Source organism: Gordonia phosphorivorans, assembly GCF_042432625.1.
Classification (GTDB): domain Bacteria; phylum Actinomycetota; class Actinomycetes; order Mycobacteriales; family Mycobacteriaceae; genus Gordonia; species Gordonia phosphorivorans.
On sequence record NZ_JBHLWV010000022.1, the window covers coordinates 79241 to 99181 of the forward strand.

The 19941-nt window shown below is 69.7% G+C and carries 17 protein-coding genes and 1 riboswitch; of the genes, 7 read left to right on the forward strand and 10 right to left on the reverse strand.

Going from position 1 to position 19941, the window contains the following annotated elements; translation table 11 throughout:
- Positions 1-5: 5 nt before the first annotated feature.
- The 4 genes from ACFFJD_RS12935 to ACFFJD_RS12950 form a co-directional block, all read right to left on the reverse strand.
- Positions 6-1067 (reverse strand): YhjD/YihY/BrkB family envelope integrity protein, encoded by a 1062-nt coding sequence (locus ACFFJD_RS12935; protein WP_382364775.1) that lies wholly within the window; start codon positions 1065-1067, stop codon positions 6-8.
- A gap of 12 nt (positions 1068-1079) precedes the next feature.
- On the reverse strand, positions 1080-2105 hold the full coding sequence (trpS, locus tag ACFFJD_RS12940) for a tryptophan--tRNA ligase (RefSeq protein ID WP_382364777.1): 1026 nt from the start codon (positions 2103-2105) through the stop codon (positions 1080-1082).
- A gap of 22 nt (positions 2106-2127) precedes the next feature.
- Positions 2128-2961, reverse strand: coding sequence for an exodeoxyribonuclease III (locus tag ACFFJD_RS12945; protein WP_382364779.1), 834 nt, complete (start codon positions 2959-2961; stop codon positions 2128-2130).
- 374 nt (positions 2962-3335) lie between these two features.
- A complete protein-coding gene (locus tag ACFFJD_RS12950) occupies positions 3336-4901 on the reverse strand; it encodes a PE-PPE domain-containing protein (protein WP_382364781.1) in 1566 nt (521 codons plus the stop codon).
- Between the two features lie 254 nt (positions 4902-5155).
- A riboswitch (SAM riboswitch) is annotated at positions 5156-5268 on the forward strand.
- A 61-nt stretch (positions 5269-5329) separates the two neighbouring features.
- On the opposite strand from ACFFJD_RS12950, the gene ACFFJD_RS12955 reads away from it, so the two are divergent.
- The 4 genes from ACFFJD_RS12955 to ACFFJD_RS12970 all read left to right on the forward strand — a co-directional run bounded on the left by ACFFJD_RS12955 (position 5330) and on the right by ACFFJD_RS12970 (position 9869).
- A complete protein-coding gene (locus ACFFJD_RS12955; RefSeq protein ID WP_382364783.1) occupies positions 5330-6631 on the forward strand; it encodes a bifunctional o-acetylhomoserine/o-acetylserine sulfhydrylase in 1302 nt (433 codons plus the stop codon).
- A 41-nt stretch (positions 6632-6672) separates the two neighbouring features.
- The gene (gene metX / locus ACFFJD_RS12960) at positions 6673-7839 is read left to right on the forward strand and encodes a homoserine O-acetyltransferase MetX (protein ID WP_382364785.1); all 1167 of its coding nucleotides are present in this window, start codon (positions 6673-6675) and stop codon (positions 7837-7839) included.
- 94 nt (positions 7840-7933) lie between these two features.
- On the forward strand, positions 7934-8356 hold the full coding sequence (locus ACFFJD_RS12965; RefSeq protein WP_382364787.1) for an SRPBCC family protein: 423 nt from the start codon (positions 7934-7936) through the stop codon (positions 8354-8356).
- Between the two features lie 37 nt (positions 8357-8393).
- A complete protein-coding gene (locus ACFFJD_RS12970; protein ID WP_382364789.1) occupies positions 8394-9869 on the forward strand; it encodes an SDR family oxidoreductase in 1476 nt (491 codons plus the stop codon).
- 17 nt (positions 9870-9886) lie between these two features.
- Here the strand turns inward: ACFFJD_RS12970 and ACFFJD_RS12975 are convergent, their stop codons facing one another.
- The 3 genes from ACFFJD_RS12975 to ACFFJD_RS12985 all read right to left on the reverse strand — a co-directional run bounded on the left by ACFFJD_RS12975 (position 9887) and on the right by ACFFJD_RS12985 (position 11617).
- Positions 9887-10210 carry a DUF3017 domain-containing protein gene (locus tag ACFFJD_RS12975; RefSeq protein WP_382364791.1) on the reverse strand — a complete coding sequence of 108 codons (324 nt, stop codon included), beginning with the start codon at positions 10208-10210 and terminating at the stop codon, positions 9887-9889.
- Positions 10207-11070: a bifunctional methylenetetrahydrofolate dehydrogenase/methenyltetrahydrofolate cyclohydrolase gene (locus tag ACFFJD_RS12980; RefSeq protein WP_382364793.1), complete on the reverse strand. Its 864-nt coding sequence runs from the start codon at positions 11068-11070 to the stop codon at positions 10207-10209. Before ACFFJD_RS12980 ends, ACFFJD_RS12975 begins: the two co-directional genes overlap by 4 nt.
- Positions 11071-11140: 70 nt before the next feature.
- Positions 11141-11617 (reverse strand): hypothetical protein, encoded by a 477-nt coding sequence (locus ACFFJD_RS12985; RefSeq protein WP_382364795.1) that lies wholly within the window; start codon positions 11615-11617, stop codon positions 11141-11143.
- A 116-nt stretch (positions 11618-11733) separates the two neighbouring features.
- Here ACFFJD_RS12985 and ACFFJD_RS12990 point away from each other — a divergent pair, with 116 nt between their 5' ends.
- Together ACFFJD_RS12990 and ACFFJD_RS12995 are read left to right on the forward strand one after the other, a co-directional pair.
- The gene (locus tag ACFFJD_RS12990; protein ID WP_382364797.1) at positions 11734-11973 is read left to right on the forward strand and encodes a YgaP family membrane protein; all 240 of its coding nucleotides are present in this window, start codon (positions 11734-11736) and stop codon (positions 11971-11973) included.
- Positions 11974-11998: 25 nt separating this feature from the next.
- Positions 11999-12493, forward strand: coding sequence for a tRNA (cytidine(34)-2'-O)-methyltransferase (locus ACFFJD_RS12995; protein ID WP_382364799.1), 495 nt, complete (start codon positions 11999-12001; stop codon positions 12491-12493).
- 31 nt (positions 12494-12524) lie between these two features.
- Here ACFFJD_RS12995 and nagB read toward each other — a convergent pair whose 3' ends face one another.
- The 3 genes from nagB to ACFFJD_RS13010 all read right to left on the reverse strand — a co-directional run bounded on the left by nagB (position 12525) and on the right by ACFFJD_RS13010 (position 17865).
- On the reverse strand, positions 12525-13280 hold the full coding sequence (gene nagB, locus ACFFJD_RS13000) for a glucosamine-6-phosphate deaminase (RefSeq protein ID WP_382364801.1): 756 nt from the start codon (positions 13278-13280) through the stop codon (positions 12525-12527).
- A gap of 70 nt (positions 13281-13350) precedes the next feature.
- Positions 13351-16599, reverse strand: coding sequence for an error-prone DNA polymerase (locus ACFFJD_RS13005; RefSeq protein ID WP_382364803.1), 3249 nt, complete (start codon positions 16597-16599; stop codon positions 13351-13353).
- Positions 16600-16614: 15 nt separating this feature from the next.
- Positions 16615-17865, reverse strand: a complete 1251-nt coding sequence (locus ACFFJD_RS13010; RefSeq protein WP_382364805.1) for an MFS transporter — start codon at positions 17863-17865, stop codon at positions 16615-16617.
- A 179-nt stretch (positions 17866-18044) separates the two neighbouring features.
- Here ACFFJD_RS13010 and ACFFJD_RS13015 point away from each other — a divergent pair, with 179 nt between their 5' ends.
- On the forward strand, positions 18045-19910 hold the full coding sequence (locus tag ACFFJD_RS13015; protein WP_382364807.1) for an SDR family oxidoreductase: 1866 nt from the start codon (positions 18045-18047) through the stop codon (positions 19908-19910).
- Positions 19911-19941: the final 31 nt, after the last annotated feature.

A 19941-nucleotide genomic window follows, 5' to 3' on the forward strand; every position in this document is an offset into this window, starting at 1 on the left:
GCGCCTCAGCGGCCGCGCCGCATCCAGCCGTAGAGCCCGGCGGCGGCCGCCCCGAGCCCCGCCGCGGTCAGCAGCGCGCGCGCCTTGGGCGCCTCGGCCTGCTCGTACACCGGGGCCAAGACGACCGGTTCGCGCTCCTCGTCGTCGTTCTCCCGCGTGTAATCCACCAGCCGGTACTGTTCGTTGCTCGGATTCGCCGCGATCCACGCCGACGCGTACAGCACGATCTGCGAGGCGAGGAAGGCGAAGGCCAGCATGCCCAGGATTGGACCGAAAGCCGCACCCGCCGGGCTGCTGAGCACCGACCGCAGGTACAGCCCGCCGAGTTCCTTGAGCGCGGTGAACACCAGGGTGGTGACCAGCGCCGGCCAGAGCACCACCCGCACCGGAAGCTGGTGCCGGGGCAGCCGGGCCAACACCACGATGAACAGTCCCCAGGTGCCCAGCACCGCGATCACCTGGGACGCCAGGCGCAGCAGCGCGCTGAGATCGCCCAGCCCCAGCCAGTCGGTCACGGTGAGGGCGATGGGCCCGGTGGCCACCACGGTCAACGCGATGGTGAGCACGAAGACCAGGCCGAGTACGACGAACATGCCGAGGTCCTTGACCTTCGCCAGGATCGCGTTGGTGCTGGTGCGGCCGCCCCACATGTCGGTGAGCGCGGTGCGCACCAACCCCATCCAGCCGATGCCGGTGAGGGCGGCGCTGGCCAGACCGATCAGGCCGACCGCACCGCGCGAATCGATGGCCGAGGCGATGATGTCGCTGACCGTCTCGCCCAACTGGCCCGGCATCGCCTGGACCACCTGATCCACCAGGGTGTCCACCAACTCCGGACGGCTGGCCAGCACGAAGCCGGCGATCGAGAAGGTGACCATCAGGACGGGGACCAGCGCGAGGATCCCGGTGAAGGCGATGGCCGCCGCGTAGGTGCTGCCGCGACGCTCGCCGTAGCGGGTCAGCGTGGCGAGGAGGTGCTCCAGCCACGGCCACCGCGTCTTGGCATCTTCGAACAGCGCGACGGCGTGCGCCACGAGCTTTTTGATTCGCGCGACGATTGGTCCCATCGGCAACCGACGTTACCGCGTCGCGGGCTGAAAGCCGATCTTCTCGTACACCTCGGCGAGGGTCTTGGCCGCAGTGGTGCGCGCCTTGGCCGCACCGGCGGCGAGCACCTCGTGCAGCACCGCGCGATCGTCGAGCAGTTCCTCGACGCGTCCGCGCAGGGGCGTCACGAATTCGGTGAGGGCGTCAGCGGTGTCCACCTTGAGGTGGCCGTACTGCTTGCCGACGTAGCCCTCCACCAGTTCGTCGACCGAGCGACCGGTGAGTGCGGCCTGGATGGTCAGCAGATTGGAGACGCCCGGCTTCTCCTCGCGGTCGAAACGGATCTCGCTGCCGCTGTCGGTGACCGCCGAGCGAATCTTCTTGGCCGAACGCTTCGGGTCGTCGAGCAGGTTGATCAGCCCGGCGTCCGAATCGGCCGACTTGCTCATCTTGGCGGTGGGATTCTGCAGGTCGTAGATCTTGGCGTACTCGCTGACGATGCGGGCCTTGGGCACCACGAACGTCTCGCCGTAGCGCGAGTTGAAGCGCTGCGCGAGGTCGCGGGTCAGTTCCAGGTGCTGGCGCTGATCCTCCCCAACCGGCACCTCGTCGACGTCGAAGGCGACGATGTCGGCGGCCTGCAGGATCGGATAGGTGAACAGGCCGACGCTGGCCGATTCGAGGCCGCCCTTGGACGACTTGTCCTTGAACTGGGTCATCCGGCTGGCCTCACCGAAACCGGTCAGGCACTGCAGCACCCAGGTGAGCTGCGCGATCTCCGGGATGTGCGACTGGACGTAGATCGTCGAGCGCTCCGGGTCCACGCCGAGGGCCAGCAGCTGCGCCACACTGCGCAGGGTGCGTTCGCGCAGTTGCGCGGGGTCCTGCGGCATGGTGATCGCGTGCATGTCGGGGATGAAGTAGAACGCCTCGTCGAAGTCGTCCTGCAGGGCCACCCACTGTCGTACCGCACCCAGGTAGTTACCGAGGTGGAACGAGTCGCTGGTCGGCTGGATTCCGGACAGGACTCGGCGCGGCCGAGTGGTGGGAGTGGTCATGTCAGCCATTCTCGCAAACCCGTCAGCGCGCGAAACGAGCGGTCACCGGTGCGTGATCAGACCAGCGCAGGTCGTACGCGTCGGCCCGGTCCACCCACACCCGTTCGACGGCGCCGGCCAGCCCCGGGGTGGTCAGGTGGTAGTCGATGCGCCAGCCCGCGTCGTTGTCGAAGGCCTTCCCGCGCCACGACCACCAGGCGTAGGGGCCGGCTACGTCACCGTGGTGCTCACGCGCCACGTCGGTCCAGCCGGCGGCCAGCCGCTTGGCCACCCATTCGCGCTCGTGCGGCAGGAAACCCGCGTTCTTCAGGTTGCCCTTCCAATTCTTGATGTCGCGCTCGTCGGGGGCGATGTTCCAGTCGCCGGCCACCACCACGTTGCCGCCGGCGCCGAGCAGGTCGTCGAGGTAGGGGCCGAAGTCGTCGAGGAAACGCACCTTCTCGTCGTGCTTCTCGATGTCCTTGGGGTTCTCGGTGCGCGCGGCCCCGGACGGCACGTAGACGCTGGCCACGGTGATCGCCTCGGTGCCGCTGCCGAAGTCGGCCTCGAGGTAGCGGCCGAGTCCGTCGAACTCGTCGCTGCCGAAGCCGATGCGGACCGCGGCCGGCTCGGTCTTGGAGAGGACGCCGACGCCGGATCGCCCGGCCACCGACGACTCGGCCATGACCAGGTGCCAGCCCGCTTCCAGCGCCGGGGCCAGCGCGGTCCGCGCGATCTTCTCCGAGGCCCGGATCTCCTGCAGCAGGACCACGTCGGGGTCGGCCTCGGTCAGCCACGGCAGCATGCCGAGGTTGCGCTCGTTGCGCTGCTTCACCGCCGCCCGAACACCGTTGACGTTGACACTGGCGACGGTCATCGATGCGCTTTTCACAGCACAGCAGCCTATCGGGGAGCGGCTGACTCGACCCGGTCGGGGTTGGCCGACATGAGGCCGAAATGTCTTCCCATGAAAGGGACCATCACCGGTCACGGAAGAACAGAATTCGCCGACGCCGACCATTCGGCACGGGCGGCAGGGGTGTTCTGCGACCAACCCCTGGCCAACGGCACCACGACGACCATCACCTCGCCGCGTCGTGCACACGCATATCCCGGAGACCATCAATGAGATCGTCTGGGTGCGGGAATTCTTTCCCGGGTGGGCAGACTATCTGACCGCCGTGGCGCACGGTGCACACTTGACGGCCACCGAAACGACGCCGAGGGCCCCGGAGCGGCCGACGGCGCCCGTCAAGCAGCGGGCGCCGCCGGTACCGCTTCGGAGAGTCGGACCTCCGGTTCCTGCCTCGTCGAGGGCTCCGCGGGTTCGGCTGCCGGGTCGTCGGACAGTTCCGGGGACGGAATCTCCGCGTCGGCTACCGCGACCGACGGCCGGGAGGTCGACGGGCTCGGCACCGGCGCCGGCGCCGGAGTGAGCAGGGTGTTCGGCTCCGACGACGGCTCGTCGGCCGCCACGGCGACGAGATCCGGGGTGCGGGTCGACCCATCGGTGTCGACCCCGTCCCGCACCGCCTTCACGGATTCACCGACCCAATGCTCGACGAAGCGCAGCGGCATGGCCGCGATCGAGACGGCGCTGCCCACCAGTCCACCGAGGCCGCCCAGGACAGCGGGCAGATTCACCTCGCGCAGCCCGGTGACGATGTCGGAGAACAGCAGCGCGCTGGGGAGGTAGCCGCCGTAGCCGAGCTGCGGCAGCTCCGGCAGCAGTTTCAGCACCGGCGTCACCAGCGGTTGCAGGTCCGACAGGTTGGCGTGCGGAAAGAGCCCGTTCAGATTCGGCCGCAGGGCGAGGAAGTCGATCACCTCGCGCGGGGCCAGGCCGAGAGCGGCCCGCACCCGGTTCACCCCGTCCTGCCGGACACCGCTGAGCGCCGATTTCGCCGGAATCAGGCAGTCGACGGTGCCGGTGCCGCCCTGCGCCGCGACCGCAGGCGTCGCCGCGCACGTCCAGGTGTTCGCGTCGGTCACCGGCCGCCACATGCGCCACGGGTAGTACGCGTGCTTGGTGAAGTAGCCGAGTAGAGCGTCGAGCGCGCCGAGCGGATCGTGCAGCGGGTCCGGCATGTCGCAGATCGCGTCACCGGCCACGCAGAAGCTGACCACCGGAATGCTCCCGAAGCCGCCCTCGCGCGCCCCGCGCATCGTGAGCCCGGGGAGAAGCCCGAGGATCGACTGCTCGATGCCCCGCCCGCTCTCCGGACCGTCCCGGCGCGGGTCGGAGTACAGCTCGCCGCTCAGGCCTTCGTCGGTGATCCAGTACTCCTGCCCACCCGGGTCGACCACCTTCCGGTAGGTCACCCCGTCGACGGTCCGAGTCTGCGTCGACGTCGCGACCGCGTTGAGTACGTCGCCGGCGATGCGCGCGCCCTGGGAGTAGCCGACCACGGTGACGGGCTTGCCCGGGCATGCGGCCTGATACTCGGCGATGGCGGCCACCGTGGCCGCGGTGCCTCGACGGACATCGTCGTCGTAGCCGACGGAGCCGACCGGCCACAGTTCGGTGGGGAACTCGGGGGTGATCACCCGGTAGGCGCCGGCCCCGGCGTACGGACTGGCCGGATTGTCGGTGTTGTTGGCGTTCTTGCCCGTGTACCGCTGCTTGGCGCCGACCAGGTGGTTGGCCCCGACGTCGTTGGTGCCGGCGACGGCGATCAACGCCCCGCCGCCGCAGTCGGCCGGGTCGGCGTGCACCCCGCCGATCGCCGCGGGTATCGCCCCGGCGCCGATGACCGCCCCCGCGACGGTCACGACCACGGCCCGTCGCGCCCGCACCTGCCACCTCGACATCGTCATCGCGGTTCGCCCCCCGGCTGCTGGAATCTCGAGGCCGGACGGCCTCGGTGCCCATCTTCCGATGATCTGGGTCGCGGCGTAAGCACCCATTCGGGGGACTCGGCCCCGCATCCCGCCCCGCACCTGCGCGAATACCGGTTCTCGGCGCGCTTCCGGCGGTCCCTTACCAGAACTGTGCGCCCGGGACAGAGTTACGCTCACGGCGCTCCCTGGTGTTACCGGTGTCCTTCGATGGTGCTATATCCTGAGGCACAGGTCATGAGTGTCAGCGTCAAGCCCCGGCTCGCTGAACGGCAACCCTCCAACCGCGGTGGGGTGCTCCGGGTGATGACCTGGTCGTCACACACCGCGGCGACAAGCGCGGGTCCGAGGGTCGGACCCCTACCGGGCACCTGCCCGGCCGACCGAAAGAAAGTGATCTGACGTCTATGTCTGACGCCAACAAGTGGAGCTTCGAGACCCTTCAGGTGCACGCCGGGCAGACCGTCGGCGACACCAAGGCCCGGGCCTTGCCGATCTTCCAGACCACCTCCTTCGTCTTCGACGACACCGACCACGCCGCGAACCTGTTCGCCCTGGCCGAGCCGGGCAACATCTACACGCGCATCATGAACCCGACCCAGGACGCGGTCGAGCAGCGTCTGGCCGCCCTGGGCGGCGGCGTCGCCGCCCTCCTGCTGGCCTCCGGACAGGCCGCGACCACCTACGCGATCCAGAACATCGTCGAGAACGGCGGCCACGTCGTCTCCAGCCCGCGGATCTACGGCGGCACCTACAACCTCTTCGCGCACACGCTGCCGAAGTTCGGTATCCAGGTCTCGTTCGTCGAGAACCCGGACGACCCGGAGTCGTGGCGCGCGGCCATCCAGCCGAACACCCGCGCCGTCTTCGGTGAGTCGATCGCCAATCCGCACAACCAGATCCTGGACGTCGAGGCGATCGCCGAGGTCGCGCACAGCGCCGGCCTGCCGTTCATCGTCGACAACACCGTCGCGACGCCGTACCTGTTCAACCCGCTCGCCCACGGCGCCGACATCGTGGTGCACTCGGCCACCAAGTACATCGGCGGCCACGGCACCTCCATCGGCGGTGTCATCATCGACGGCGGCATCTTCGACTGGCGGGTCGAGCGCGACGGCGAGAGCCTGTTCCCGGGCTTCACCGTGCCCGACCCCAGCTACGGCGGCGTGGTGTACGCCGACCTCGGCGCCCCGGCCTACGCCCTCAAGGCGCGCGTGCAGTTGCTGCGTGACACCGGCTCGGCCATCTCGCCGTTCAACGCCTTCCTGCTGGCCCAGGGCATCGAGACCCTGAGCCTGCGCGTGGAGCGTCACGTGGCGAACGCACAGAAGGTGGCCGCGTACCTCGAGGCCCATCCGCAGGTCGAGTCGGTCACCTACGCCGGACTGGAGTCCTCGCCGTACTACGAGCTCGGCCAGAAGCTCATGCCGAAGGGCCAGGGTGCGGTGCTCGGCTTCGAGATCGTCGGCGGCAAGGAGTCCGGCCGCAAGTTCGTCGACTCGCTGGAACTGCACAGCCATGTCGCCAACATCGGCGACGTCCGCTCCCTGGTGATCCAGCCCGCCACCACCACCCACAGCCAGCTGAGCGACGAGGAGCTGACCGCCGCCGGCATCAGCCCCGGTCTGATCCGCTTGGCGGTGGGCATCGAGAACATCGACGACATCCTCGCCGACCTCGATACGGGCTTCGCGGCCGCTAAGGGCTAGGACACAGCAGCCGTGAATCGTCAGTCGAACGGAGTCGCGCCGTGTCGGTGAGTATCGACGCGACCACGACGATCAGCGACCCCGACTGGACCAGTGGTCCGGACGGGTCGCTGGTCGACGTCTCGATCGGCGACCTCGAGCTGGAGTCGGGGCGGCGGCTCGCGGACGTGACCGTCAACTTTCAGCGCTGGGGCACCCCCAACGCACGACGGGACAACATCGTCCTCGCACTGCACGCCCTGACCGGTAATTCTCACGTCACCGGCCCGCCGGACGACCGTTTCTCGATGGTCGGCTGGTGGGACGGGCTGGTGGGTCCGGGGCAAGCCGTCGACACCGATGAATGGTGCGTCGTCGCCCCGAATGCGATCGGCGGCTGTTTCGGGTCCACCGGTCCGGGCAGCATCGCACCGGACGGTGAGCCGTGGGGCTCCCGTTTCCCGCGGCTGACCGTCCGCGATCTGGTCGCCGCCGAACTCCGGGCCTTCGAGTCCCTGGGCATCACGCGCTTCGCGGCGGTGACCGGCGGCTCCATGGGCGGTGCCCGGGCGCTGGAATGGCTCGTCTCGCACCCAGAGCGGTGCGATTCCGGGCTGGTGCTCGCGGTGGGTGCCCGCGCCTCGGCAGACCAGATCGGCACGCAGACCACGCAGATCGCTGCCATCACCGCCGATCCCGACTGGCAGGGCGGCGACTACTACGGCTCCGGTCGCGCACCGATGACCGGTATGGGCATCGCCCGCCGCATCGCGCACCTCTGCTACCGCAGCGACGGCGAACTCGACGAGCGCTTCGAGAACAAGCCCCAGGGCGACGAGAAACCGCTGCTCGACGGCCGGTACGCCGTCGCCAGCTACCTCGAATACCAGGCCGACAAACTCAAGCGGCGGTTCGATCCGGGGGCCTACGTGGCCCTCACCGACGTCCTCAACAGCCACGACATCGGGCGCGGACGCGGCGGTGTGGCCGCTGCCCTCAACTCCTGCACCGTGCCGACCATCGTCGTGGGCATCGACTCCGACCGGCTGTACCCGCTGTATCAGCAGGCGGAGCTGGCCGCCGAGCTGGGCAACTGCGTCGACGGCTTACAGGTGGTCCACTCCACCGCCGGTCACGACGGCTTCCTCACGGAGCGTGAGCCGATCGGTGAGCTTCTGGCGCGCACCATGGATGTGGCGCGGCGACAGCGCGACGCCGACCCCGCCTGACGCTGGCGCTGTCGAGGAGGCCCACCCGCGCACCCATCCGGTGCGCTGCGGACTCCGAATAGCTCTCGACAGAAAGGGCTCTTTTGTGATCGACATGCAGCGCAACGTACCCACCGCGGCACCCCCGGCAGCGGTCTTCGAATACCTCGCCGACTTCCGCAACACTGAGCAGTGGGATCCCGGCACCATCCGTACGGTGCGGACCACCGGCGACGGCGGGGTCGGCACCCGCTACGCCAACACCTCCGAGTTCATGGGGCGCACCAGCGAGCTGACCTACGAGGTGATCGACCTGGTCCCGGGCCGGTCGATCCGGCTCCGGGGCGAGAACCACGCCCTCATCGCCCACGACACCATCAGCGTGGCCGAGCGCGGTGACGGCTCGGTGGTCACCTACCACGTGCAGTTCGACTTCCAGGGCCGACTGCGCTGGGCCGAGCCGCTCCTGCGCCTGGGTGTGCGCCGGCTGCTCGACAAGGGCGCGACGAGCATGAGCCGGGCGTTGGCCCGCCTCTGATCCTCATCGCCCGTCCAGATCGAGGTGAGGAGAAGCGATGACTGAGACCGAAGCCACCGGACTGCGGGTGTTGGTCACCGGCGCCACCGGATACATCGGCGGCCGTCTGGCGCCGCGGCTGCTCGCGGCCGGGCACCGGGTCCGCGCGCTGGCCCGGGATCCGGCCAAGATCAGCGATGTGCCGTGGTCCGCGGACGTCGAAGTGATGCGCGGCGACCTGAGCGACCCGGCTTCTCTCGACGCCGCCTGCCGGGACATCGACGTGGTGTACTACCTGGTCCATTCGATGGCCGGCGGCGGCGATTTCGCCGACGCCGAACGACGCGGTGCGCAGAACATGGCGGCCGCCGCGCGCCGGGCCGGGGTCGACCGCATCGTCTACCTCGGTGGCCTGCACCCGGCCGCCGAGCAGCTGTCCACGCACCTGGAGTCCCGGCGGCAGGTGGGGCAGATCCTCCTCGATTCCGGGGTGCCCACCTTGGTGCTGCAGGCGGGAGTGGTGATCGGGTCGGGGTCGGCGTCGTTCGAGATGATCCGCCACCTGGCCGACCGGCTGCCGGTGATGACCACTCCGCGCTGGGTGAACAACCGCATTCAGCCGATCGCGATCCGCGACGTGCTGCACTATCTGCTGGCCGCGGCCACCGCGCCACTGCCGCGCAGCCGGGCCTTCGACATCGGCGGGCCCGACGTGCTGCGGTACGGAGAGATGCTGCAGGTGTACGCCGATGTGGCGGGCCTGCGCCGCCGGCGGATCTTGGTCCTCCCGGTGCTGACACCGACGCTCGCCGGGCTGTGGATCGGGCTGGTGACCCCGATACCGCCGGCGCTGGGACGGGCCCTGATCGAGTCGTTGCGGACCGACGCGGTGGTCGCCGAGAGTGATATCGACGAGGTGATCGCACCGCCGGACGGCGGTACCACCGGCTACCGGGAGGCCGTCGCTTTGGCGCTGGCCCGTATGGAGAACGGCGAGGTGGAGACGACGTGGACCAACGCGTCACCGACGCGGGCGCCGTCCGATCCCCTGCCCTCGGACCCGGACTGGGCCGGGAAGGTGGTGCACACCGACCACCGCAGTCTGATCTGCGATGCCCCGATCGAGCAGGTATGGCGCGTGGTCGAGGGTATCGGTGGGGAACATGGCTGGTACTCGTTCCCGCTGGCCTGGACCGTGCGGGGCTGGCTCGACCGGCTCACCGGAGGGGTCGGGTTGGCGCGCGGGCGGCGCGACCCGCAGGTGTTGTACACCGGCGAGGCCCTGGACTTCTGGCGGGTCGAACGCATCGAGCGCCCTCGACTGCTGCGGTTGCGCGCGGAGATGCGGACACCGGGCGGCGCATGGCTGGAGTGGGAACTGGAGCCGCGCCCCGGCGGCACCACGCTGCTGCGTCAGCGGGCGGTCTTCTTTCCGAAGGGACTCGCCGGGCAGCTGTACTGGTACGCATTGGTGCCGTTCCACGGGATCATCTTCACCGGCATGATCGCCAACATCGCGGGCGCCGCGGACTGAGCCCCGGGAGGCCGGGCCTACAGCTGGTCGCCCGTACCCAGCGAGTCGATCGACGTGGCCAGCCAGATCACCAGCAGGCCCATGGACGTGAGCGCGCCGATGTCGAACGGTCGGCTCCGGACCTGCAGCAGACCCGCCCGGTCGGTGGGCAGCAAGGTGCGCAGCAGGGCGCCGAGCAGGAGCGCGGCGCCGAAGGCCACGCTGCCGCGGCGCCAGCGGTCGAACAGCACCAGGATCGCGGCCACCACGACCACAGCCATCACCGCGAAGAACGGGATCTGGCGGACCACGCGCTGCCATCGCCGCGCGCGGCGCAGCGAGTCGACCTCGTACGCGGTCACTGCGCGCGCGCCGCCAGCTGCGCCTCGGCCCGTTCGACGACGTTCACCAGCAGGAACGCCCGCGTCAGCGGGCCCACGCCGCCGGGATTCGGGGACACCGCACCGGCGACCTCCCAGACGTCCGGAGCCACGTCGCCGAGCAGTCCGTCGGGCCCGCGGCTCACACCGACGTCGATCACGGCGGCGCCCGGCTTCACCATGTCGGCGGTGATCAGGTGGGCCACGCCGGCGGCCGCGATCACGATGTCGGCCCGGCGCACCTCGGCGGCCAGGTCGCGCGTGCCGGTGTGGCACAGCGTCACGGTGGCGTTCTCACTGCGGCGGGTCAGGAGCAGGCCGATCGGGCGACCGATCGTGATGCCGCGGCCCACCACGACGACGTGCGCGCCGTCGAGCTCGATGTCGTAGCGACGCAGCAGATGCACCACACCGCGCGGCGTGCACGGCAGGGTGGCGTCTTGGCCGATCACCAGTCGACCCAGGTTGATCGGGTGCAGACCGTCGGCGTCCTTCTCCGGAGCGATCCGCTCGAGTGCGGCGTTCTCGTCGAGATGCTTGGGCAGCGGCAGCTGCACGATGTATCCGGTGCAGGCCGGGTCGGCGTTCAGTTCGTCGATCGCGGCGTTGAGCTGTTCGGTGGTCGCGTCCGCGGGCAGGTCGCGGCGGATCGACGCGACGCCGACCTTGGCACAGTCGGCGTGCTTGCCCTTGACGTAGGAGTGCGAGCCGGGATCGTCGCCCACCAGAATGGTGCCGAGTCCGGGCGCGATGCCCGCCTCACGCAATGCGTCAACGCGTTGGGAGAGGTCGGTGAAGATCTCGTCGCGGGTGGTTTTGCCGTCCAGTCGAATCGCCGTCACGGTTCCACATTGTTCCACTTGTGCGGCCGATTCCCCATCGCGGCATGTGCGGGCGGTGCCGGAGGAGCGCTCAGCAGTCGTTCGGCTCGCCCTTCTTGACCACCGAAAGGACGGCTTCGCCCTCCCCGATGGGTTCGCCCGCCGCCGGACGTTGGGCCACCACCACCCAGTTCCGATCCCACAACTGCTCGCGGGCCCGCCCGGTCGCGTCCTCGCTCCGGGAGAAGTAGACGCCGTTCTTCTGGATCGTGTTCTGCGCCGTCTGCAGGTCCAGGCAGACCACGTCGGGCATCTTGCCCTTGGCCGAATTCTGTTGCCCCGCCGCATCATTGGCGGCCGACTCGGGCGTGGCACGGCTGGATGCCGCGGCGCCGCCCGTGTCGTCGGAGTCCTTCACCGACGACTCCGGCGACGACGCGACGCTCGGCGTCTCGGTCACGGTGACGGTCGCGGCCGACTGGTCCGACCCCGAGCCGCACCCGCCGATCGCGAGCACTCCACACAGTCCTACGACGAGCGCCCCCGCGCGCATTCCCGACCAACGCATGGTCCAGTTCTACCACCGACCCCCGACGGTGACCGGAGACACAGCACTTCGCCATGTATACCCCTAGGGGTATATAGTCGAGGCCGACAACACCCCCTTCGATCCAAGGAGCCTCCGTGCCGATCTCGCGCTACACCAAGAACGCGCCCCTCACCGTCGACCGCCTGGTGCCCGCCATGGCGTCGTTCATGCTGTTCGTCAGCATCGTCCTGGTGGCCACCCTCGGTCCGTGGTGGTTGTTCTTCACCGGCTTCATCGCCCTGAACCTGGCGTTCTTCGCCTACGCCGGCTGGTGCCCGGCCTCGCTGATCATGGAGAAGGTGGGCCTGGGCCGCTACGCGGTCTGCACCCGCTGATCCCCCGTCGCCTCCGGGCGCAATAATGGATGTCGTGCCCGAGCCCGAATCGCTGCAGCTGAAGATCGTCTACTACCAGCCGTGCATCCCGCCCAACACCGGCAATGCGATCCGTATCGCCGCCAACACGGGCGCCGAACTGCATCTCATCGAGCCGCTGGGGTTCACGATGACCGATCAGCAGGTGCGGCGGGCCGGGCTCGACTATCACGAGATGGCCAACGTCACCGTCCACCCGAATCTCGAGGCCGCGTGGGCTCTACTGCAGCCCACGCGGGTGTTCGCCTTCACCGCGCACGCGGACACCTTCTTCACCGAGGTGCAGTACCAGCCCGGCGACGTGCTGCTGTTCGGCCCGGAACCCACGGGACTGCCCGACGAGGTGCTCGACGACCCGCACGTGACCGGCAAGCTCCGCATCCCGATGCTCGCCGGCCGTCGTTCCATGAACCTGGCGAACGCCACCAGCGTGGCCCTCTACGAGGCGTGGCGCCAGCAGGGTTTCGTCGGCGCAGTGTGAATCATCCGAGTGTGAATCATCCGGGTGTGAATCAGCGCGCGAGCTTGTGCTCGTACGCGTTGAGGTAGTAGTCCACGTCGCGCAGCAGCGCGGCCGCCGCGCGGTCGACCACCACGGTGGCGTGGGCGTGCCACTGCAGGATCGACGCCGGGCACGCCGCCGACAGCGGCCCCTCGACGGCTGCGGCGATCGCGGCGGCCTTGCCCTCCCCGGTGGCCGCCAGCACCAGGCGCCGCGCCTCGGTGATGGTGCCCAGGCCCTGGGTGATCGCGTGCCGGGGCACCTCGTCGAGCGAATCGAAGAAACGCGCATTGTCCAGGCGCGTCCGCTCCGCGAGCGTCTTGAGGCGGGTGCGCGAGGTGAGCGACGAGGACGGTTCGTTGAATCCGATGTGGCCGTTGCTGCCGATCCCGAGGATCTGGACGTCGACCGGTCCGACCCTCGCGATCAACTCGTCGTAGTCGCGCGCGGCCTTCTTCGGGTCGTCGGACATGGTGTCGGGCAGGTACACGTCGCCGATGTCGATGAGTCCGGTGAAGTTGTCGTGAATGAACCGGGTGTACGACTCGGGGTGATCGTGCGGCAGGCCGACGTACTCGTCGAGCATCACCGCGGTGACGTTCGCGAACGAGAGCCCCTCCTCGCGGTGCCGCCGGATCAGCTCCCGGTAGGTCGGCAGCGGAGAGGAGCCGGTGGCCAGGCCGAGCGTCGTGGCACCGCCGGTGATCGCCTCGGCGACCGCGTCGGCCACCACCAGCTCCGGGTGATCGGTGATCACGACCTCCATGCGCCTACCTGCTTCCGCTCGTCCGATGGGTGGGGTTTGTCTGAACTTTATCGCGCGGTCGGGGGCCGGCTCACTGCCAGTCCCGCGATCGGGTGCCCACGCGCAGATCCAGGTGCGAGAGCCGATCGGCCACCACGGTCACCGCGCCCTCGGCATTCTGCACCTTGCCGCGCACCAGCAGTGCCGAGGCGGTGTGCGCCAGCTTCCGATAGCGCGTCCACAGCCCCACCGAGCACACCACGTTCACCATCCCCGTCTCGTCCTCGAGGTTGAGGAAGGTGACCCCGGACGCGGTGGCCGGCCGCTGCCGGTGCGTCACCGCACCACCGACGGTGACGCGCGTGCCGTCGGGCACCGCCGAAAGGCCGTCGGCCGGGATCACGCCCATCGCGTCCAGCCGCGGCCGCAGATACTGCGTCGGATAGCTGTGCGGGGTGATCCCCGTCGACATCGCGTCCACCGCCGCCAGTTCCACCTCGGACATGCCGGGCAGTGTCGGCGCCGCCCGCGGCGACACGGCGGGCAGCTGGTCCTCCCGCAGTCCCGCCGCCGCCCCGGCCTCCCACAGGGCGGTGCGACGGTCCATCCCCAACGACTCGAACGCCCCCGCGGTGGCCAGCGACTCCAGTTGCGCCGCAGACAGTTCCGTGCGCCGCGACAGGTCGGCGATGCTCGCGTACGGTCCCCGCGCGGTTCGCTCGTCGACGATGCGCTGCGCCGCGGCGTCCCCGAGTCCACGCACCGCGGCCAGGCCGATCCGAACGTCCAAGCCCCGATTCTCCAGCTCCGCGTGCGCCACCGAGCGGTTCACGTCGGGCCGATGCACCACGACGCCGTGGCGGCGCGCATCGGCCACCAACGACTGCGGAGAGTAGAAGCCCATCGGCTGCGCCCGCAGCAGCGCCGCGCAGAAGGCCGCCGGGTGGTGCAGCTTGAACCAGGCCGAATAGAACACCAGGGACGCGAAACTCTGCGAATGGCTCTCCGGGAAGCCGAAATTGGCGAAGGCCGCCATCTTCTCGTAGATCCGGTCGGCGGTGGGGCCGGTGATCTGGTTGACCCGCTCCATGCCCTCGTAGAAACGCGCCCGCAGACGTTCCATCTTCTCCGGGGACCGTTTGGAGCCCATCGCCCGCCGCAGTTGATCGGCTTCGGCCGGGCCGAAACCGGCCACGTCGACTGCCAACTGCATCAACTGTTCCTGAAACAGCGGGATGCCCAGGGTGCGGTCGAGTGCCTTGTGCATGGACGGATGCTCGACGGCGGGCGCCTCCTGGCCGTTGCGCCGCCGGATGTACGGGTGCACCGAGCCGCCCTGAATGGGACCGGGACGGATCAGCGCCACCTCCACCACGAGGTCGTAGAAGTTGCGCGGCTTCAACCGCGGGAGGGTTGCCATCTGCGCACGCGACTCCACTTGAAAGACCCCGACCGTGTCGGCGCGGCAGAGCATGTCGTAGACCGCCGTCTCGGACAGGTCCAGCCGCGCCAGGTCCACCTCGATGCCCTTGTGCGCGGCCACCAGATCGATCGCGTAGTGCAGCGCCGAGAGCATGCCCAGGCCCAGCAGGTCGAACTTCACCAGGCCCACGGCGGCACAGTCGTCCTTGTCCCACTGCAGCACGCTGCGGCCCTCCATCCGAGCCCATTCGGTGGGGCAGACGTCGGCGATGGGCCGGTCGCAGATCACCATGCCGCCCGAATGAATGCCCAGATGCCGCGGCAGCGAGGAGATCTCGGCGGCCATCGCGCGCACGTCGTCGGGCGCGGAGTCGGGCGTCTTGCTCCACGCATCCTGCTGACCGGGGTCGTAGCCGAGCGCCCGCGCCATATCGCGCACCGCCGACCGACCGCGATAGGTGATCACGTTGGCCACCTGCGCACTGTGCGCCCGACCGTGCCGGGCGTAGACGTATTGGATCGCCTCCTCGCGGCGATCGGACTCGATGTCGACGTCGATGTCCGGCGGGCCGTCGCGGGCGGGTGAGAGGAAGCGCTCGAACAGCAGCCCCGCCCCCACCGGGTCGACGTTGGTGATGCCGAGCGCGAAGCACACAGCCGAGTTGGCCGCGCTCCCCCGCCCCTGGCACAGGATGTCGTTGTCCTTGCAGAAGGTCACGATGTCGTGCACCACCAGGAAGTAGCCCGGGAAGGTCAGCGTCTCGATGATGTCCAGTTCGTAGTCGATCTGCCGGTAGGCGTCGGGACGCTCGGCGCGGGTGCCGTATCGGTTCGCCGCACCCCGCTCGGTGAGCTCGCGCAGCCAGGTCGCCTCGGTGTACCCATCCGGGACGTCGAAGGGCGGCAGCTTCGGCGCGATCAGCCCCAGCGAGAAGGCGCACTCCTGCGCCAGTCCAGCGGCGTTCTCGATGGCGTCCAGATGCGCGGGCAGCAACCGCGCCATCTCGTCCCCGCTGCGCAGGTGCGCCCCGCCGAGCCCCGGCAGATGTCCGCCGATGGCGGCCAGGTCGGTGCGCGCCCGCACCGCCGCCACCGCCATCGCCAGCCGGCGCCGCGGCGGACCGGAGAAGTGGGCCCCGGTGGTGGCCACGGTGGGCAGCCCGAACTCGGCCGCCAGCCGGGACAGGACGGCATTGCGCTCATCGTCGTCGCCGGTCCCGGTGGCGGTCAGTTCCACCGCGACGCCGTCGCGGGAGAAGCGTTCCACCAGCCCACCCAGGGCGGTGCGCGCCCCGGCCTCCCCGCCGGCGGCCAGTGCGCGCCGCACCGCACCCTTGCGGCAGCCGGTCAGGACCGTCCAGTTCCCGGCCGCCGCGTCGGTGATCGCGTCGGCGTCGTAGCGCAGCAGCCCCTTGCGTCCCCCGCTCATGTGCGCGTCGGCGATCACCCGCGACAGCCTGCGGTAGCCCTCGGGGCCGCGGGCCAAGACCAGCAGATGTTCGCCGGGCGGGTCCACCGCACCGGCGCGCGCGGAGTCCGGTTCCAGGGACAGTTCCGCACCGAAGACGGTCGGCAGGCCGTGCTCGCGGGCGGCCTCGGCAAAGCGCACCACCCCGTAGAAGCCGTCGTGATCGGTCAGCGCCAGGCCCGTCAGATCCAGACGACGGGCCTCGGCCACCATCTCCTCGGGCAGGCAGGCGCCGTCGAGGAAGCTGTAGGCGCTGTGCGCGTGCAGTTCGGCGTACCGCAGGCGCGACGGCGTGGGCGTCACGTCGTCGGCGAGGTACTCCCCGCGTTTGCGCGACCAGGCCGGCGAATCGCCGCCGTCGCCCGGCGGGCGTCGGGCGTCGACGGGTGCGCGCCCGGACAGCACCCGTTCCATCTCCGCCCAGCTCGGCGGCCCGTTACCCCATCCCACACCGCCATTTTAGAACTAATGTTCGACAGTTGCCATCGCGTCGCCGGACGCCGGGGTTCCGCGGTAGTTGACCAGCAGCGCCGCGGCCGCACCGGCCGCGCAGAGCAGCCCGAATACCTCGGTGGTGTGCGGCAGCCCCCACTCCAGGGCGGCCGCGCCGATGCCGATGGCCGGGATCGCCAGACCCAGGTAGAAGCAGAAGAACAGGGTCGAGGTGGTGGCCGCACGCTGATCGGCCGGCGTGGCCGCGGAGACCTGCGCAACTCCCTTGGACATCGTCGCGCCCTGCCCGGCGCCGCCGACGATGCCCGCGATGACGAAGCCTGCGGCCGAGTTCCACCAGATCGCCGCCGAGATGCCCACGCAGCCCAGCAGCAGCAGGCCGCAGCCGATGAGGATCAGGCGACGTTCGGGCACCGAGCCGGTGGCCAGCTGCATCACGGCCGAGCCGGCGAAGACCGCGAAGACCGCCGCCCCCTGCACGGCCACCGAGTCGATCCCCATCGGATCGCGCAGCAGGCTGGGCGCCACCGCGCCGTACAGACCCAGCATCGCAAAGCCCACCACACCCGGCAGCACCGCTCGCCGGAAGGCCGCGCGCGTCGATTCCGGCACCGTCAGCCGATGCATCGCCGGTATCCGCAGAGGTCGGTGACGCGTCACCGTCTCCGGCACGAAGACGACCGCCAGCAGCGCGAGCACCTGAAGCGCCAGCAGTATCCAGAACACCGTGCGCAGCGGCTCGAAGTCGATGAACTGCACCACCAGGCCCCCGAAGAGCGGCCCCACCCCGAGCCCGAACACGTTGACCGCGGTGGCCAGGAAGGAAGCGCGGGCCGGGTCCCATTTCTTGGGCGCCAACTCCACGATGTAGACCGTGGCGGTGCCGACGAAGATGCCCGAGGAGAGCCCGGCAAAGAAGCGCGCGATCAGGAGAACCGCCAGGTCGGAGGCCACCAGGAACAACACGGTGGACCCGATCGCCGAGATCAACGCGGCGGCCAGCATCGGCATCCGGCCGAAGACGTCGGACCAGCGCCCCACGCCGAACAGCGCCGCCAGCACGCCGAGCACGTAGGTCGCGAAGATCACCGTCACCACGAAGACCGAGAAGCCGAACTCCTCGCGGTAGATCGGATACAGCGGCGTGGGCAGCGTCGTTCCGGCCATGATCAGCAGGTAGGCGCAGGCGATCACCACCACCTGGAGCACCCCGCGCCGCGATCGGTGGTGCGCGGTGGCCACGGCTGTCGACACGTTGTGCATGAGGTCGAACCTAATCCAATGCACCGAAATCCGGCGGATCGGACGAGGGTTCAATCCGGAAGATCCCGGCCCGCGACCCCGGCCCGCACCGCCCCGAACCCACACCAATTTCCGCCTGCAACTGAAACGTATTCGTTTCTAACAGCCCGCCGGGCGGCCGAGTGTGAGAACCTGTTCTAGTGACCCGCTTACTCGTGACCGGTGCCTGCGGCCTGCTCGGCCGCCGCGTGCTCTCGCGACTGCTCGATGCCCCCGGGTCCGCGGTCACCGCGCTGGTTCCCACCGAGGACCTCCCTCGTCTGGCCGCCCTGTGCGAGGAACTCGACGGCGGCGACCGCGTGACCGCGGTCGTGCGTCTCGATGACGAGAGCCTGGAGTCCGTCGACCACGTCATTCACCTGGGCCGGCACGGGGTCCCCGACCCCGAGGAGACGGCCCGGCTGGCCGAGTTCGCCCGCGCACGGGGGGCGATGCTGCACCACCTGTCCTCGATCACGGTGTCCGGCGATCACGGCGAGGCCTTCGCCGAGGACCACTTCGACCTCGGCCAGGATTTCCCCACCGCCGCCCATCGTGCCGCGTTCGATGCCGAGAAGGCGGTGCGCGACGCCGAGGGCCTGCGCTGGCGGATCTATCGACCGTCCACGATGGTCGGCGACTCGACGACCGGCGAGATGGATCGCATCGACGGTCCCTACTACTTCTTCCCGTGGCTGCGCGGCCTCGGAAAGCTGCCGTCGTTCCTGCCGCTGCCGGTGTTCGGCGTGGGTTTTGTGAACGTGGTGCCGGTCGATTACGTGGCCGACGCCCTGGTGGCGCTGCTCGACTACGCGCCCGACGAGTCCGGCCGCGTCTTCCACCTGGCCGATCCCGAACGCCGCACCCTCACCGAGCTGTTCAACGCGCTGGCCCCGGCCCTGGACGCGCCGCGCGGCTTCGACTTGGTGCCCGGCGCGCTGGCGCGACCGCTGCTGGCGGTCACCAGCCACAGCCCGCTGCGGATGGGCCGCGACCTGGTGGTGCAGCAGCTCGGCATTCCGCCGGAGACCATCGACGACGTCCCGGTGCCCAAGTACTTCCTGTCCGACACCAGCACCGCGACGCTGGAAGAACTCGGCGTGGTGCTGCCGGAGCTGAGCGAGTACGGGCCGCGGCTGTGGACCTACTGGAACGACCACCTCGACCCTTCCCGTCATCGGCGCGACGACGAACGCGGCCCCCTGGTCGGCAAGAACATCATCATCACCGGCGGCTCGTCGGGCATCGGCAAGGCCACCGCCCGCATGTGCATCACGCGCGGCGCCAACGTGATCCTGGTGTCCCGTGAGGCCGACCAGCTGATCGAGACCGTCGACGAACTGAACGCGGAACTCCCCAAGCCGGGCTTCCCGCTCGGCGTCGCCTCGGCCTATCCCGCCGACATCACCGACGAGGCGGCGGTGCGCACGCTGGTCAAGTCGATCATCGCCGAGCACGACCACATCGACGTCCTGGTGAACAACGCGGGCCGTTCCATTCGACGCGCCTCCATCAACGCGCTCGACCGCGCCCACGACTACCAGCGCCTGATGGCCGTGAACTACTTCGGCGCGGTGTACCTGACGCTCTCGGTGCTGCCGCACATGATCGAGCGGCAGTCCGGGCACATCGTGAACGCGTCCTCGGTGGAGGTGCAGAGTCGCGCTCCTCGATTCGGCGCGTACGCGGCGTCGAAGGCAGCGCTGGAGGCGTTCGCCGATGCGACCGGCGCCGAAACCCTCTCCGACCACGTGACGTTCACCAACGTGCGGCTGCCGATCACCCGCACCCGGATGATCGCACCCACCCGCGCCTACGAGTCGCGGCGCGGTATCTGGGGCGTCGACAAGGCTGCCAACCGCATCCTCAAGGCGATCATCGAGCGCCCCAAGCGCGTCAACTCGCTGTGGGGCGACATCGCCGAGTTCGGTCACTGGGCGGCGCCGCGCCTCACCAACCGGATCATGCACCAGGAGTATCTGGCCGTCGCCGAGTCCGAGGCCGCCCTCGGCATCCCGCCCAGCTGATTCGCCCGCCGATCGAGCCGCGCCGAGACTT